This window comes from Steroidobacteraceae bacterium (assembly GCA_041395505.1).
In the GTDB taxonomy this organism is placed as follows: Bacteria; Pseudomonadota; Gammaproteobacteria; order Steroidobacterales; family Steroidobacteraceae; genus JAWLAG01.
The window spans coordinates 1182599-1197990 of sequence record JAWLAG010000001.1; the positions used below are offsets into that span (position 1 = coordinate 1182599).

Below are 15392 nucleotides of genomic sequence, written 5' to 3' on the forward strand. Positions count from 1 at the left end.
ATCGTGCTGGGATTGATGCAGCAATACTCGTTGATGATTTCGGGCCTCATCCGCCACGCTGCCGGGAACCACGGGAAGCGCGAAGTCGTGTCTCGAATGGGTGACGGTTCGATTCATCGGACCACCTACTCGGAGATTGAATGCCGAGCACGCCTTCTCGCTAGCGCACTTGAACGTCGCGGCATCGCGAAAGGCCAGCGCCTCGCAACCCTCGCCTGGAACAACTACCGGCACCTCGAATGCTTCTACGGTGTCTCCGGCACCGGCGCGGTGCTGCATACCGTCAACCCGCGGCTCTTTCGCGAACAGATCGCTTATATCATCCGTCATGCCGAGGATCGTGCGCTGTTCTTCGACGCCGATCTGCTGCCCATTGTCGAAGCGATCGCCAAGGAGGTTCCGAGTATCGAGCGATTCGTCGTTCTCGGAGATCGCGAGCATTTGCCGCCGTCCTCATTGCAACTCGAGGCTTCAGAGGACTGGATCGCAGACGGCGACACCTCATGGGAGTGGCCACAGTTCGATGAGAACCTTGCTTCTTCGCTCTGCTACACCTCGGGCACGACGGGCAATCCAAAGGGCGTCCTCTATTCGCATCGCTCGACTCTGATTCATGCGCTAGCGGCCATCCAGCCTGATTGCTTCGCGCTCGGCAGTCGCGATACCGTCATGCCGATCGCGCCATTGTTTCACGCGAACGGCTGGTCCATGCCCTATTGCGCGCCGATGGTCGGCGCAAAGCTCGTACTCCCTGGCAATCGCAACGATGCCGCGAGCCTGTTCGAATTGCTCGATACGGAGCAGGTTACCTTCGCTGTCGGCGTGCCAACGATCTGGACAATGCTGCTCGCATGGTTGCAGGAGCATGGCAGGCGCCTGGACCACCTGCGGCGCTGCCTGGTCGCAGGCACGGCCCTCCCTGCAGCGATGAAGCAGGCGCTGCACGAACAACACGGCGTCGAGGCCATTCACCTGTGGGGCATGACCGAAACGAGTCCGCTTGGCACAGCTTCAACGCCGACCGCTGAAGTGCAGGCGCTACCAGAGGCGCAGCGCGCGCAAACGCTGGTCAAGCAAGGGCGGGTGTTATTCGGAATCGAGATGCAGATTCGCGATGCAAAAGGCGAGGTCGCGCCACGGGACGGCGCCACGTTCGGGCCGCTCTGGGTGCGTGGTCCCTGGGTCGCTGGCGGCTATTTCAAGGGCGACGGCGGGAAGGTACTGGATACGGAGGGCTGGTTTCCAACCGGTGATGTGGCGACCTGGGATCAATATGGCTACATGAAGATTACCGATCGAACCAAGGACGTCATCAAGTCCGGCGGTGAGTGGATCAGTTCGATCGATATCGAGAACGCGGCGATGGCACATCCGAAGGTGTCGCTTGCCGCGACCGTGGCGGCTTTCCACCCGAAGTGGGATGAGCGGCCGGTGCTGGTCATCGTCCCCAGGGAGGGAGAGTCGCCGACCAAACAGGAGATTCTCGAATTTCTGACACCGCGCATGGCGCGGTGGTGGTTACCGGATGATGTCGCCTTCGTTGCCGAGATGCCGATGACCGCAACCGGCAAAATTCTCAAGGCAAAACTGCGCGAGCAGTTCTGGCGTCATCTGCATCCTGTCTGATGCAGGACATCCAGCGACGCACCGATCGGCAGTTTCGACTCACTCCATCTTGACCGCGATCTTGAATGTGTTATCGGTGTAAAACGCGACCGGGAGTTGTTGTGCAATGATCGCGTCGATCACCTGGCTAGTCGCAGGATGCGGCTCCCCTGCGGCGGCGTCCCTGGAATAGCAAGCGACGGTTGGCGGCGGATCGATGTTGGCGAGGGCCTCTTTGACCGCGTTGACGTCGACGACGTCGCCATTGAGTGTCACTATGCCGGTCGAAGTGACATAAAGCCGGGCGCCTGTCGCGGGACAGGCGCTGCCTTCGGGTTCGCTCGTGCAGCTGGATACACCAATGTTCAGACTCGCAAGGATTGGTGCCATGATCCAAGTGGATTTCATCCGATTTCTCCCTATCTTGAACAAGGTCATCTTTGCGCAGGCTGCGATATAATTGCCCGTGCAGACTGCTCAAGTCTGACATTCCTCGTTGCCAGGTTGCGAAGATGGGACGAGATTGGGACGTTCAGCTGACCTCGGATTGACCATGTTGAATACACTACGCGCGCTCGTTTTTGCCGGACTGTCGCTCACCGCGGTCCAGTCGCACGCTCAGTACGTGCCGATCGACTTCACGTCGCAGACGTTCAATTCGATGAATATCACGGCAGGGTATCTGCTCAACAAGAGCATGTTGGATGGCGCGAGTGCTCAAGCCGCCAAACCGGCACCGGTTTCCAAACAGGTCGCGACGACGACGTCCGGAAACAGCAATGTAGCGCACGAACTCGCGCAGAGTTTCCCGGAGAGCGACCGCGCGGCAGCGGAGGAGAGTTTCTCGAAGCTCCTGCAGGCATTCGCGCAGCTCGAATCCTCGCTGGGCGTGGCGCATGGCGATGCCGCGGTGGCAATGGCATGTCTCGTCATCGGTTCCTACGAGGCGTACCACGATGAGACACTCGATCCGGCGACCTACAAGCCGGTTATCTCGCAGCTGCAAAACGCCATGGCGAAAGATGCCAGTTTTGCCGGTCTCGACGCCGGAGTGCGTCGCGCCCAATACGAGCGCATGGCGATCCTCGGTATGTATGTGCTTGCCACGCGCGATACCCTGCGACGCCAGCCCTCGGCAAATAGGACCAACGAGCTTCGGCAAGCGGCCGCGGGATACCTGCGGCAGCTGCAGCTTGATCCTGAAACGATGTCAATCGACGAAAGCGGCATCGAAGTCGGCGACGAGCCGACCGTTCCTTAGCGCCTCGGGCGAGCGCGTGAATCAGGTGAGTGGTGCGCGCGCCCTGGGTGCCGACGACGTGGTCGTACTAGGCGCAGAGATCCCACCCGAAACCGCCTTCGATCACGTACTCGATACGGTTGGCGGCCCGGATGTGGCTGCGTTGTGTCGTCGAGTCGCCGTTGGCGGACGCATTCGTACGGCGACGACGACGCCTATCGATCCGCAAGGATTGCCGAGAGCGCCGGAATTCGTTGCAGGGCGTCCCGATGGCGAACAGCTCGCAGCGCTCCTCGCGGATGTGTTGCGAGGGTCGGTCGCAGTGCCGATCGCCGAGCGGCTGCCGCTCGATGCAGCGGTCGAGGCCCATTACCTTGTCGAGCGCGGTGGCCTTGGTGGCAAGGTCCTGCTGCAAATGTGATGCAAACTCCGAACGATCAAAAGCCGATGACAAGTCCTGCCTCTCAAGGATCGGCCGCGGCGAATGATCTCATCGAACACGGGGCATCCTTGGTGCGTGCCGGCAGGGTTTCTGAAGCGGAGGCATACTTCCGCGAAGCCCTGCACCATGACCCGAATGCCGTACCTGCACATGCGTTCATTGCGAGTATCGCGTTTCGGGGTAGCCAGTATCACGCAGCTGCGCTTGCTTACGAACGCTGTGTCCAAATCAACCCATCGTATCCGGACCTGTGGTTCAATCTTGCGACTGCGCGCGAGAAGACAGGAGACATTGACGGCGCGGTCGATGCCTATTTGCGCGCACTTCACCTGAACCCCAAAGATGCACGCATTGCGCTGTTCACGGGTGCGGCACTCGAGGCGGCGGGCCGCCGTGAGGATGCCGCCATGGTTTTCTCGCTGGGTAATGACATCGATCCCGCGTTTCTTGCAGGAATGGACCGGGCGGACGCGCATCCGGAGGTGCGTTTTCGCGCAATCACCGCCGACCGGGTCATCCGCCGGCACTTTACGCAGCTGCATGCGGACAGCGTGGCCGAGAGTGCAGGGATGAGCACCGGGCACGCGGGTGCGCCAGCCGAATTGGCTCGCGTTATCAATGCGATCTGGGTGCAAACCCACGACAAGCCGTTTACTTACGGGACTCGCAAGCACGAACCGAGTATTTTCTACATGCCTGATCTCGAAGCGCGGACAATAACGCCTCGTGAAGCCCTGCCATGGGTCGCAGCAGTAGAATCCGCGACCGAAGTCATTCGCAATGAGTACCTCGCGGCCGCAAGCAACGGAGCGCAGTTCGCTCCATACGTTGAACAAAGCGTCAGTGCTCAGAGTTGGCGGGAGCTTCGCGGCAACACCGATTGGTCGTCGATCCACTTGTTCAAGGCGGCGCAGGAGGCGCCCAATGCGCGACTGTTTCCGCGCACATTGCAGGCTCTCGAGGCTGCGGACATCGTTCGCGTCGAAGGCGGTACGCCGATCGAGCTGTTTTTCTCGAGACTGAAGCCGGGCACGCATATTCCGCCGCATTACGGTGCATGTAACAATCGTCTGACAGTGCATTTGCCGTTGATCGTGCCAGAGGCCTGCGCGATTCGTGTCAGGGATGATGTCCACGCGTGGCGTGAAGGCGAGATTTTTGCGTTCGACGACAGTTTCGAGCACGAAGCCTGGAATCGTTCGGATCGTGATCGCGTCGTGTTGATTTTCGAATCCCACCACCCCGAATTGAGCACAATTGAGCGGTTTGCGATTGAGCGTGCCTTCGAGGCGCGCGGGCGCTGGCTCAAGCATCGGCGAATTCCACCAGCCTGAGCCCGGCTGGCTTTGCAAGGTGCGTCGGCCGCTACGGGATGAGCAAACTTTTGCCTTGACCAGGCGTTGGGCCTGGATTCCAGAGACCGCGAGGCCATGACGTCCAAGCAAAATGGTATAGGTGGTTGCCGCAGGGCGCTCCGTGTTTCAAGCTACAGACTTTAGTCCCGAAGCCCCATTATCGTCGCAGTAGTCGTAATCCGAACCGGACGAGGGGCGCAAATGAAGACGAACGTGGGTCGAGTCGATCGTATCCTGCGAGTTGTTGTAGGACTCGGGCTGCTGTCGCTGTTTTTCCTCCTGCCAGCGCCAACGAAATACTGGGGACTTATCGGTCTGGTGCCGCTGTTGACAGCATTCATGGGCAGTTGCCCTTTGTATTCGCTGATCGGCGTGAGTACCTGTCCCGTGCGGAAGCAGTAAGGCGACACGGCCGCCCGCTTTGCGGGCGAATCAAGGCAATGCTTCAATCGCCTGTAACCGGGACGTAGTTCATCATGATCAAACAATTGACAGGCGACATACTTTTGTCACGCGCTGCCGCCATCGCCCATGGGGTTGCGCCGAACGATCCGTTTTCACAGGGTCTGGCCCTTTCGCTCCGTGAGCGATCACCAGCCCTATACAAGGATTTTCGTCATTACTGCCAGACCTACCATCCGAAGACCGGCACGCTCTGGACGTGGGTCGGCGCTGACGGTGTTCGCATCGTGAATCTCTTCACGCAGGAGGGTGCCGAAGGACATCGAGGCGGCAGGCCGGGCCGAGCATCGGCGTCGAATGTCGCGCACTCGCTCAAGTCGCTGCACCAGCTCGCGCGCGACGAGTCACTTGCGAGCCTGGCGCTGCCGCGCCTCGCAACTGGCGTCGGCGGTTTGCAGTGGGAGGTCGTGCAACCGCTGATCGAGCAGCACCTCGGGGACCTGGGAATCCCTGTCTACGTGTACACCACGTTTCGGGCAGGTATCGCTGGCGAAGAGGTCTAGCGCAATTTGCTGGAACCCGCACCGTTTTCGCGCCCATTACTGACCTTGCGACGGGCGGCCGATATATCGAGCAATAAAGCGCCCTGACTCCTCGAGCATGCGCTCGCGCATGGTCGATGTAGTCAGCCAGTGATCCCCTTCGGGAACTTCGACGTACAATGCTTCCTTGCCTGCGGCCTGCATGGCCCGCACCATGGTCTGCGACTGAACAGGCGGGACCACGATGTCGTCGAGTCCATGAATGAGCAGTATCGGGACGCGTACGTTCGATGCCGCCCTGGCTGGCGAGTAGGCGATGACATCCGGATCATCCGGGGGTCCGATATGTCGGCGCCAGTAGGCCAGCGAATTGGATTCGTCGCTGGACATCTTCTCTGTATGCCCAATCATTAATGGCAAATCGGACACTCCGGCAATACTGACCGCACAAGCGTACAGATCCGGTGTGAAAGCGGCCCCGGCGAGCGCAGCGTAACCGCCATAGCTGGCGCCGACGATGCAAATTCGCTTTGCATCGGCGATGCCATCACTGATGAGCTTGCGCACACCATCGGTGACATCATCCTGCATCCGCTTGCCCCACTGCCGTTCGCCAGCAATTCGGTGCGCTTCTCCGAATCCGGTCGAACCGCGAAACTGTGGTTGCAGAACTGCGTAACCGCGGGTGGCGAGGAACTGAACCCACCAGTTGAATTCGAGATCGTCGTCATGGGTTGCCGGGCCACCATGCACGAGGACGATTAGCGGCAAATTCCTGTCCGCAGTACCCGGCGGAAGGGTCAGGTAGGCCGGAATCGTTGCGCCGTCGCGCGATGGATAATCGATGCGTTGCGTTTCTCCCATCGGCACATCGATTAGTTCCGGATATGCATCACCAACAGGCGTCGCTGATTTCCTGGCAAGGTCGACCACATACCAAACCGGCGGGTGCGAGGAAGATTGTGTTTGCAGCAGGACCTTTGTCGCATCGACTGGAGCCGGCGAAATGTCAAGCGTCTGCCCGGGGAACGAACGGCCGAGAAGCTCGGATCGTTGCTCCAGACGGGCATCGAGCCACTGGTATTGTCCTGGCGCAACATGATAAACGCTGAGTGGAGCCCCGGTGTGCGGATCAAATTCAATGCCAGTTATGTCACCGTCCGGATCCTCGGATAGAACCCGCGGCGCGCTGCCGTCAATCGGCAGTATCCAGGCTTTCGAATAGCGGTCGCTGTTCATGGCGCCGGTCGCGAGAATGCCTTGGTGATCAGCCGATACACCCCAAAGTGCAAGGTCGCGGCCATCCGATCGCTCATAGATGACCCGCCAGCCAGCACTGTCTTTCGTCAGTACGCGATAAGTTCTTTCGCCTGGATACCAGTCGGCCCGGGCAGCGGCATTGCCATCGGCGTCAACGACCCAGTCAATGGTGTACTGATTGCCCTGAGCGATCTTGCGAAATTTTCCGCTGCGCGTGTCGACGCCAAATATTCCGGGAACCAGGCCCGAATCACTTCGACCGCCCGCGAGCCGTGAACCGATGGCGTCTTTATGAGCGGTGACCAGATATTCATAGCCGGTCATGACGATTTCGTGCGGTATTTTGGTGTGCAGCGAGATGTAGTGGCCGGCTGCCAACAGGACCCGAGCTTTGCCGGTTGACAGATCCAATGCGATGACGCGTGCGGCGACATATTTGCGCTCGAAATCGTAGTCGATAGACTGGACCTTATTGAGCTCTAGCAACAGCATGTCGTCGTCGGCAAACGCGACACCGGCAAGTATCAGATCGACCGGAATTGAGAACGAAGGTCCTTTTTGCTGCTTGGCGAGATTGAAGGTCTCAATGACCGGGCTTGGCTGATCATGATTGGCCCACGCCAGCATTGTGCTGCCGGGGCTCAGTACGACATTGGAAATCTGCGGCAGACGTGCGAAAGCGCTCGCAGGGGGTGGGTCTGCCGACGCGGTCGGCACAACGAACGATTGAATGGCGGCAAGCAGGCATGAAGCCGAAACCGGCGCGAGCAGACGACGCATAATCACTCCATTGAATGCGACAGCAATCGAAAGCACCTGATTCTAGTATAAAGGCCTTCTGGTCGAGGTGCTCGCGCTGCTATCGCCTGGATGCGGGGTGGGTCAGAGGTTGACAACTTCCCGCGAGGAAATCCATCGTGGATAAGACAATGCCCGCATTGTTCGTCGGTCATGGTAGTCCGATGAACACGTTCGAGCAAAACCAATTTACACGGGCGTGGCGCCAATTCCGGACAGCGTTACCGAAACCAAAGGCCGTACTGGTCATTTCTGCGCATTGGTACGTCGGTGTAACCGCAGTGACCGCCATGGCGAGACCACGCACCATCCACGACTTTCATGGATTCCCGCAAAGTCTTTTCGAGTTTGAGTATCCGGCGCCCGGGGCACCGGATGTGGCTGTCGAGATTTGCGAGCTAGCTGCGCCATTCGCGATGGCGCTTGACCAGGATCAATGGGGTCTCGACCATGGAGCCTGGAGCGTTCTGGCACACCTGTATCCCGAAGCTGACATACCCGTAGTGCAATTGTCGATCAATGCACTCGAGCCGTTGGCCTATCACATCGACCTGGGCGCGCATCTCGCGCCACTTCGAGAGCGCGGCATACTGATTCTTGCAAGTGGCAATGTCGTGCACAATCTGTCAGCAATCGACTGGGGCAGGCCGTACCACGGATTCGACTGGGCGCAGCGCTTCGACGACGCCGTTCTTGCGCAACTCGAAACGAATCCAGGCGATATCCTGAAAATCACCGGTCATGCCGATTATCGAGCGGCGGTTCCGACTCCCGATCATTTCGTGCCGCTCCTTTATCTTGCGGGCCTTGGGTTGAACGGCGCTCGGCTGCAGCCTTTGCTGCGCGGCTATGCGATGGGATCGCTGTCGATGACTTGTTACGGTCTCGATGTCAGGATATGAAGCGCGGAAGTGTCCTGAGTCGCTCCGTGTCGCCGTTCGCACGACGTAACTCGTGTTCTCGAATCAGCCAGCGATGGCTCCGCGGCAGGTCCAAGATGGCGCGCCGCTGATCGTAGACCTGTTGTTTTAGATAAGGCAGCAATGCGCGACTCCGCTCGCAGCTTGCTTCATCGACAGAAAATGCTGCTTCGCAAAAGCCGTGAAAGTAGTCCGCAAGGAGTTGCTCATATCGAAGCATGGGTTCATCAAATGCGCGATGGGGCGCGTTAATGAGTAGTGTTTGCTTTCCCATTTCTGCCACGCGGCGGGGCCTTCCAGCACCCGCGCGGCTATCTGCTGCTGGGTAGCGCTTCCATGTTGCGCGAAGTCCGTGACTGCAAATTCGGATTCCGCCATCAGTTGACCAAGTTTGAGCCCTGATTTGCGCATGGTTGCCCTGATCGACGCGAGTCTTCAAGGGCCGATCGCCAGCCTTTCAAGACAAAGTACCGACCGCGAACGCGTCATGAAATTCGTAGAACTACGAAAATCCTACGCCAGGGACAACTGTACTCACCTGCATTGACTAATCCGTGACATTTCTGTCGATCCGGGCCGCGTCAGGCTGATGCGTCCATGAGCCTGACAATGGTCCGAGCTAAGTCTGTTAACCCAATGATTGTCATCGCGAAATGCCACTCTTTTCCTTACCGTTCGTTCGCGCGCGTCCAGGCGGTTGCGGCCTGATGCTGCTCAAACCTTATAATCCAACCGCTTGAGGGCCTTGGATCATCAACCCAAATAAGGTGCTCAGTCATGTCACACAAGTATGCTGGCGGATGCGACCACATCCATACTCATTCGGACAACGAGCCGATCGACAACCACACCTGCCATTGCTCGGTGTGCAAGCGGGTCACTGGGCAACCGACGACGCACGTCGTCTTCTTCAAGTACAATGACCTCAAAGTTGACAACCTTGCTGGCCTCAAGCGTCAGCCATTCAACAGCCAGAATCCGAACGGACCACTCGAGCTATGTGTATGCAGCACGTGTGGCACGCCAATCATGCTGGATGACAAACAAAAGCGGATTCGCGTCATCGTTCCCAATCTCATGGGCTACAAGACAGCGAAACTGCCCGCGACCTACCACGCCTTCTTTGACCCGGCAACCGGTGTGCCAAAACCGAAGGATGGCCGTCCCGTTCATGCAGGATTGAGGCCCGATTTCGTATGGCCGGCTTCGGCCTGAGTGTCGCGCGTCCAATCGCAGGACGCCGCGGCGGCAGTCGAAATGCCGGGGGGCTTGATCGCTAGCGGCTCCAGGTCCAATCGCTGGCTGAGGACCGGCAGCCACCTCCTGCCTGGCCGGTCCATGCCCGCCCGCGAATCACGCGGCCGCTCCATTGGCGCGTGGCTTCGCCGTCCTTCAGCGCACGAACGCCGTTGATCCAGACGTCGTTGACACCTGTTGACAGCTGGTGTGGTTGGTCAAAGGTTGCGTGGTCCTGCACGGCGGCAGGATCGAACACCACGACATCCGCAAAATACCCGCTTTTCAGCAGTCCGCGGTCGGTCAGCGACAGATTGGCTGCAGGCAGAGCCGCGAGTTTGCGGATCGCTTCCTGCATCGTGATCACCTTTTCGTCGCGTACATACTTTGCAAGCACGCGTACGAAATTGCCGTAAGCGCGAGGGTGCGTTGCCGACTTCAGGAAGTCCCCCTCGGGTGCAGCGCCTTCTGCGTCAGATCCGAAGCTGACCCAGGGCAGGGTGACCTGCCTGCGGATATTTTCTTCCGACATGAGGAAATAGGCCACGCCGACCCGTGTTCCATCCTCGACAACGAGTGACATCATCAGATCTTCGGGCGACTGGTTGCGCAGACGAGCGACCTCCGCGACGGTCCTGCCTGTGTATTCCTTCAGTGCCGGATTCTTGAAGGCAAGAAGCAACATGCCTTCCGGGCCGGCAGCGAGCGCAAGGTTTTCCCAGGTTGGAGCCGGATCGCGCATCTCAGAGCGAACTCGCGCGCGAATTCCAGGGTCCTTGAGGCGCTCGATCCATTTGTCCAGTCCGCCTTCCTGCACCCAGGGCGGCATGGCCGCGTCAAGTCCCGTAGCACCGGCGGTGTAGGTGTACATGTTCGCCGTGATACGTGTTCCTGCTGCGCGGGCGGCGTCGATCCTGCGAACCACCTCATCGAGTTTGTTCCAGTTCTTCTTGCCAGCAAGCTTCAGGTGATAGATCTCCGCGGGCGCCCCGGAACGGCGCGCAATTTCAATTGTTTCATCAATCGCCTCGAACAATCGATCACCTTCGCTGCGCATATGAGCCGTATATATTCCGCCGCACCGGCCGGATTCGCTGGCGAGCGCCGCCAGCTCATCGGTCTTGGCGAAGGCAAGTGGTGCATAGATCAATGCAGTCGTTACGCCGAGCGCGCCTTCTTCCATCGCCTCGCGAACGAGCAGGCGCATTCTTGCCAGCTGCTCCGCATCGGGGACGATGTCGTCGTTCCCAAGGACATACTGGCGTACCGTGCCTGCGCCGACGAACGAGGCGATATTCGGTGCCATACCTCGCTTCTCGAGGATGTCCAGATACTCACCGAGCGTTGTCCAATTGACATCGTAGTGCAGGTCGACTTGTGTCTGCACGAGCTCGCGCTTCATGCGCTCATTCAGCGGCCCCATCGACATCTCGCCCATCACTTCGAGAGTCACGCCCTGGCGCAAGTCCGATAAAGCGCGGCCGTCGACCAGCAGGGATTCCTCCGGATGGGCGAGCATGTTGATGAAGCCCGGTGCCACCGCTTTGCCACGCGCATCGAATTCCTGCGATCCGCGTCCCGGAGCATGCAGACCGACAAAGACTATTCGGTCTCCCTTGATGGCAATATCGCCGCGCCGCGGCTGGTCACCAGTGCCATCGTAAATCGTGCCACCGCGAATCACGGTATCGTAGGCGGGTGGACTTGCCGCCACGACCGACATGGCCATGATGGAAATGACGCCTGCCAGGCATGGGCCGAACCGATGCATTGTTTGCATAGTCTATTTCCTCGAAAGTGCGGCGACCATCAAACGCGCCCGTGGCACCTGTGCAGAGTTTCCTTAGGATGCAAATGATTTCATCAATGCGAGCAATGCATCCCTGTGCTCGGCGCCGAGCGGTCCGGCAACAGGGTGTTGCTCCATACTGCTCCACCACTGGCTGAGTCGCGCGCACCCCTTGAGCTGGTCCGTGATGCCGTAGCTGACCAGCACCAGACCCGTTGTAGTCAAACTTGGATACATGGCGCAGTCGGCAAGCGTAAGGGTCTTGCCGAACGCGAATGGGCCAGGCTCCATGAAGTGTTCGAGGCAGGATTTGTTCTTCTCGAACACTTCAAGCGCGGATTGGACTTCCGTCGGGTTGCGTTTCGCCGGGTTCATGTTGCGAAACAAGGGACCGAAGCCGTTCATCAGATAAAGGTCGGCAATGCGAGCGAGCAGGCTGACGCGAGCCCGGCCGTACGCGTCGGCAGGCCGCAGTGGCGGCTCGGGCACGATATCGTCGATGTACTCGCAGATAACCTGCGACTCGGCGAGGTGGCGTCCTTGGTCGGTCAGCGCCGGCATTTTGCCAAGCGGATTGACCACTGCATACTCAGCTGTCTTGATGCTGCCGCCGGGCGGAGTCGCGATTGGCAGCTCTAGTCCCTTCATGCGCGCCGCAAGTACTACGCGTGCGACATACGGCGAGGCGATGGATCCGAACAATTTCATGGTATGCCTTTTTCCTGATCTTGCCGGGTTCCACTATGCGAGGACTGGCACCGGCGCGTCAACGATTGTCGCGTGCGCAGCGGGTTGAATTGCCTTTGCTTTTTGTCTATAATTATCAAACACTTGCGCTTAAAGTCGCATAGCGACCCTGTACCCGACCGCGCCTTTGGTTGTGGCGCAGAAGCCGTCGATCGGCCGAAGGGGAGAAACTAAATGAATGCAGCTGAATTGTTTCATGTTGAGTACGTAGAGATCACCGAAGCGCCTGACTTTTGGGAATCATCCGATGCACAAGCGCAAGGAGCGTCTGCAAATCGTCGGGGTTCGTGGTATCGCTATGTGGTTGCCAGTCGCAGTTCGCGCGTCGTTGGGCGCTTTCGGGGCACGGTCGAGCAGGCACGTGACAACGCCGAGTGTCTTGCGGCAAGCATCAATGAGCGTAAGCAGGGCAATCGCTCGCTCTGGGTACAGCGCGCAAAGTCGTCAAGGAAGACTAGCGCGAAAGCGGCAAAGTCACCATAGCACAGTCGATCGCGACCCAAGGGGCAACGGCCCAGCCCGTTTCAGAAAAACGTGAGACAAGTGCCATGGCCAACCTGCGCCCGCTTCGCAATGATGAGATAGACGACAAGCGTATCCTGGAGCGTTTCGAGCACTACGCGAGGACACGTGGCTTCACGCCAAACTCCATCCGCACGATGGCGCGGCGTCCTGCAATCGTTCGCGCATTCATGGACCTCAACCAGGCAGTTCTCTATGAGGGCACAGTCGCCAGGGATCTGAAAATGCTGGTCAGCCTGGCGAGCAGCATTGCCTCGGGTTGCCGCTATTGCCAGTCGCATATGAGTAACCTGTCAAGTATTTACGAAGTCCCCGACGAAAAAATAAATGCGCTTTGGTCGTTTGAGTCGAGCGACTTGTTCAATGCCGGTGAACGCGCGGCCATTCGCCTGGCGCTGAAAGCCGGGCAGGTTCCGAACGCTGCTGAACCGGAGGACTTTGCCGAGCTGGGCAGGCACTTCGACGAGGGGCAGATTGTGGAAATAGTCGCTGCCATTGCGCTGTTCGGGTACCTCAACCGCTGGAACGATACGATGGCCACGGAACTGGAGGATCATCCCAGGAGGGTGACGGAGCGTGCTGTACCAGCTTGGCAGCCCGGAAAGCACGCCTGACGCAGGCACTGCAGCCAGTCTCATCCTGGTTGCGCTACACGTTGGCCGGCGTGCTTAGATTTCAAGCATCTGTTTTGCGGCGCGTTCCCCTTCGTGAGCTGCGCCTTCCCACATTTGATAACCAAGTAGTTCAGCATGGGCGAACGCGATGCGGCCATGCGGTTTGCGGATGACATCGCTCACGGGCGTACCACCGTCCTTCGGATAATAAAATCCTGGAGGTGTTACAACGTATGCGTGGCCCTGTCGGTTCACTGTGACGCCCGCAATGTCGCGGTCCGCATCGAATCCGCCTGCGGCAAACATCTTGGTGAATTGCGCGCGTACCTCCGCCTCGATGTGGGCGTAACTCATGGAAAACATGCGTAAACGCGCAGTTGCGGCCTGTTTGTCGACCGGGAGGCCAGGAACGCCAAAGGAGTTGTACATCGTCAGAACCGTGGGCTTTTCTGGGTCGAGCGGCATGGGCTCTTTGCCATCGAGAATCATCTGTCGACGCAACGTCGTGAACCAGCCACCCATGGCATCGCCAAACCAGCGTACGGACGCTACGCCAAGCTTGTCCATGAATTTCCAGTTACGGAGCGCAACGTTGATAGTAAGAATAGGCGAGTGATAGAACTTCGACATCGCTTCGACGTATTTGTCCGGCAGGTCCGAGACCACACGTTTGTTCAGGTGTTGCTGCCCACACATGATCACGCGGTCAGCGGTAGCCTGATGCAGCGTGCCGCCATTGAGGTAGGTGACGCGCACCTTCTTGGAGTTCTCCGGCGAGCCAAGATGACGTACGTTGACGACCAGCGAATTCAATCGAATTCGCGCCGGTTGATTGGGCCGATCAAGCGCGTCCCAGTTGATCGGTTTGAAAATTATATCCGAAAGTGATTTAGCATCGCCGAAGACGTCGGGGATCAGGCGATGTACAAAATGCCGCAGTGTGCCGGTATTCCCGCCCGGAAAACTTGCGAGGTAGACATAGTCGGTGGGATCGCCGATGCCCAGTTGCCGGTTGTACTGGTTGACGCCTGGCTGGATGAAATTAAATGCCTGCAACGCGGAGATCGCATCGACTCCAAGGCCGCAACCCATGGCTGCCGCGAATGGATCCAGATAGTGATCGATGAACTCATTGTCTACGCCCATCTGCGCTTTCATGAATTCCTTGTAGGTCATTGTGTCCAGCCACTGCATCCAGTCGTCGCGCTTGGGTGGTTGCCGGTAGGTTTCCATCCAGATCAGGTCGTTTTTGGTTTTTTCGTCGATTGGTAGGCCTCGGAACCGATTCGACCACGGATTGACAGCCATAGGGTGGCCATCCATATACCAGCCCAGATCGGTCTCCTCCCACGCAAGGTGCATCGGCGTGTATACGTCCTTGGGGATCTTCAGGTTCGAGTTCTTTGCTTCCTGCCACTCGAATTCGCTCGGCAGGCCGAGTTCCCCCCATAGCTCGGAGTACATGCCAATCTTCTTGGCGTCACTGAGCGGCCAAACGCAACCGTTCGATCCCTGGGGTCCCCAAAGGTGGTAACCGTCTACCTCGAATTCATTTTGTCGCGCTTCGCCGCCAAAAACCGCATGGTTGTCGAAAATCAATACCCGCGCATCGGGTTTGTGCTTTAGATATGTATAGGCAGAAGTAACACCTGCAAACCCTGCGCCGACGACAATCAGGTCGAAATGCTCTCCCGTACTCGCTGCACCGCGGATACGGGCATCAAAATCATGATTGCGAAACGAATGCGCGGCATTGACCACGGTGTGTGTATTGCCATTCGCACTTGCATAATCACCGACGCCGCCTGGCCCCGTCCAGGACTCGTCCAACCCCGTCAGTGAGGTCGCAAAATTCTGTGGAAAACTGTGCGGGCCAGAGCCAGCGGCCTGTGCGGTCGGAATGAGGCCTGGCGCTTTGGC

Annotated in this window: 15 protein-coding genes; 9 read left to right on the forward strand and 6 right to left on the reverse strand. The window is 58.6% G+C overall.

Features of this window, described 5'->3' with window-relative positions; all coding sequences use genetic code 11:
• Nucleotides 1-3: 3 nt before the first annotated feature.
• Complete coding sequence (locus R3E77_05435; GenBank protein MEZ5498860.1) at nt 4-1626, forward strand: long-chain-fatty-acid--CoA ligase; 1623 nt, start codon at nt 4-6, stop codon at nt 1624-1626.
• Between the two features lie 39 nt (nt 1627-1665).
• Here R3E77_05435 and R3E77_05440 read toward each other — a convergent pair whose 3' ends face one another.
• Nucleotides 1666-2013, reverse strand: a complete 348-nt coding sequence (locus tag R3E77_05440) for a hypothetical protein (protein MEZ5498861.1) — start codon at nt 2011-2013, stop codon at nt 1666-1668.
• A 145-nt stretch (nt 2014-2158) separates the two neighbouring features.
• Between R3E77_05440 and R3E77_05445 the strand changes: the two genes are divergently transcribed.
• The 5 genes from R3E77_05445 (at nt 2159) to R3E77_05465 (ending at nt 5607) form a co-directional block, all read left to right on the forward strand.
• Nucleotides 2159-2866 (forward strand): DUF6683 family protein, encoded by a 708-nt coding sequence (locus tag R3E77_05445; protein MEZ5498862.1) that lies wholly within the window; start codon nt 2159-2161, stop codon nt 2864-2866.
• A 16-nt stretch (nt 2867-2882) separates the two neighbouring features.
• Nucleotides 2883-3266: a zinc-binding dehydrogenase gene (locus tag R3E77_05450; protein MEZ5498863.1), complete on the forward strand. Its 384-nt coding sequence runs from the start codon at nt 2883-2885 to the stop codon at nt 3264-3266.
• Between the two features lie 26 nt (nt 3267-3292).
• Complete coding sequence (locus tag R3E77_05455) at nt 3293-4621, forward strand: aspartyl/asparaginyl beta-hydroxylase domain-containing protein (GenBank protein MEZ5498864.1); 1329 nt, start codon at nt 3293-3295, stop codon at nt 4619-4621.
• Between the two features lie 222 nt (nt 4622-4843).
• A complete protein-coding gene (locus R3E77_05460; protein ID MEZ5498865.1) occupies nt 4844-5044 on the forward strand; it encodes a DUF2892 domain-containing protein in 201 nt (66 codons plus the stop codon).
• Between the two features lie 74 nt (nt 5045-5118).
• Nucleotides 5119-5607 carry a hypothetical protein gene (locus R3E77_05465; protein MEZ5498866.1) on the forward strand — a complete coding sequence of 163 codons (489 nt, stop codon included), beginning with the start codon at nt 5119-5121 and terminating at the stop codon, nt 5605-5607.
• A 36-nt stretch (nt 5608-5643) separates the two neighbouring features.
• On the opposite strand, the gene R3E77_05470 is transcribed toward R3E77_05465, so the two are convergent.
• Nucleotides 5644-7626: an alpha/beta fold hydrolase gene (locus R3E77_05470; GenBank protein ID MEZ5498867.1), complete on the reverse strand. Its 1983-nt coding sequence runs from the start codon at nt 7624-7626 to the stop codon at nt 5644-5646.
• 149 nt (nt 7627-7775) lie between these two features.
• On the opposite strand from R3E77_05470, the gene ygiD reads away from it, so the two are divergent.
• Nucleotides 7776-8546 carry a 4,5-DOPA dioxygenase extradiol gene (ygiD, locus tag R3E77_05475; protein MEZ5498868.1) on the forward strand — a complete coding sequence of 257 codons (771 nt, stop codon included), beginning with the start codon at nt 7776-7778 and terminating at the stop codon, nt 8544-8546.
• Nucleotides 8547-8672: 126 nt separating this feature from the next.
• Here ygiD and R3E77_05480 read toward each other — a convergent pair whose 3' ends face one another.
• The gene (locus R3E77_05480) at nt 8673-8942 is read right to left on the reverse strand and encodes a hypothetical protein (protein MEZ5498869.1); all 270 of its coding nucleotides are present in this window, start codon (nt 8940-8942) and stop codon (nt 8673-8675) included.
• A gap of 399 nt (nt 8943-9341) precedes the next feature.
• Here R3E77_05480 and R3E77_05485 point away from each other — a divergent pair, with 399 nt between their 5' ends.
• The gene (locus R3E77_05485) at nt 9342-9779 is read left to right on the forward strand and encodes a GFA family protein (protein MEZ5498870.1); all 438 of its coding nucleotides are present in this window, start codon (nt 9342-9344) and stop codon (nt 9777-9779) included.
• A 61-nt stretch (nt 9780-9840) separates the two neighbouring features.
• Here the strand turns inward: R3E77_05485 and R3E77_05490 are convergent, their stop codons facing one another.
• Together R3E77_05490 and R3E77_05495 are read right to left on the reverse strand one after the other, a co-directional pair.
• Nucleotides 9841-11571: a D-aminoacylase gene (locus tag R3E77_05490; GenBank protein ID MEZ5498871.1), complete on the reverse strand. Its 1731-nt coding sequence runs from the start codon at nt 11569-11571 to the stop codon at nt 9841-9843.
• A gap of 72 nt (nt 11572-11643) precedes the next feature.
• The gene (locus R3E77_05495; protein ID MEZ5498872.1) at nt 11644-12297 is read right to left on the reverse strand and encodes a glutathione S-transferase family protein; all 654 of its coding nucleotides are present in this window, start codon (nt 12295-12297) and stop codon (nt 11644-11646) included.
• A gap of 587 nt (nt 12298-12884) precedes the next feature.
• On the opposite strand from R3E77_05495, the gene R3E77_05500 reads away from it, so the two are divergent.
• Nucleotides 12885-13472: a carboxymuconolactone decarboxylase family protein gene (locus R3E77_05500; GenBank protein ID MEZ5498873.1), complete on the forward strand. Its 588-nt coding sequence runs from the start codon at nt 12885-12887 to the stop codon at nt 13470-13472.
• A 54-nt stretch (nt 13473-13526) separates the two neighbouring features.
• Here the strand turns inward: R3E77_05500 and R3E77_05505 are convergent, their stop codons facing one another.
• Nucleotides 13527-15233: an NAD(P)-binding protein gene (locus R3E77_05505; protein ID MEZ5498874.1), complete on the reverse strand. Its 1707-nt coding sequence runs from the start codon at nt 15231-15233 to the stop codon at nt 13527-13529.
• Nucleotides 15234-15392: the final 159 nt, after the last annotated feature.

Coding starts and splice junctions, on each gene's coding strand:
- R3E77_05440 (MEZ5498861.1), bottom strand. CDS start 2,013: ATGAAATCCACTTGGATCATGGCACCAATCCTTGCGAGTCTGAACATT.
- R3E77_05445 (MEZ5498862.1), top strand. CDS start 2,159: ATGTTGAATACACTACGCGCGCTCGTTTTTGCCGGACTGTCGCTCACC.
- R3E77_05455 (MEZ5498864.1), top strand. CDS start 3,293: ATGACAAGTCCTGCCTCTCAAGGATCGGCCGCGGCGAATGATCTCATC.
- R3E77_05460 (MEZ5498865.1), top strand. CDS start 4,844: ATGAAGACGAACGTGGGTCGAGTCGATCGTATCCTGCGAGTTGTTGTA.
- R3E77_05465 (MEZ5498866.1), top strand. CDS start 5,119: ATGATCAAACAATTGACAGGCGACATACTTTTGTCACGCGCTGCCGCC.
- R3E77_05470 (MEZ5498867.1), bottom strand. CDS start 7,626: ATGCGTCGTCTGCTCGCGCCGGTTTCGGCTTCATGCCTGCTTGCCGCC.
- ygiD (MEZ5498868.1), top strand. CDS start 7,776: ATGCCCGCATTGTTCGTCGGTCATGGTAGTCCGATGAACACGTTCGAG.
- R3E77_05480 (MEZ5498869.1), bottom strand. CDS start 8,942: ATGGCGGAATCCGAATTTGCAGTCACGGACTTCGCGCAACATGGAAGC.
- R3E77_05485 (MEZ5498870.1), top strand. CDS start 9,342: ATGTCACACAAGTATGCTGGCGGATGCGACCACATCCATACTCATTCG.
- R3E77_05490 (MEZ5498871.1), bottom strand. CDS start 11,571: ATGCATCGGTTCGGCCCATGCCTGGCAGGCGTCATTTCCATCATGGCC.
- R3E77_05495 (MEZ5498872.1), bottom strand. CDS start 12,297: ATGAAATTGTTCGGATCCATCGCCTCGCCGTATGTCGCACGCGTAGTA.
- R3E77_05500 (MEZ5498873.1), top strand. CDS start 12,885: ATGGCCAACCTGCGCCCGCTTCGCAATGATGAGATAGACGACAAGCGT.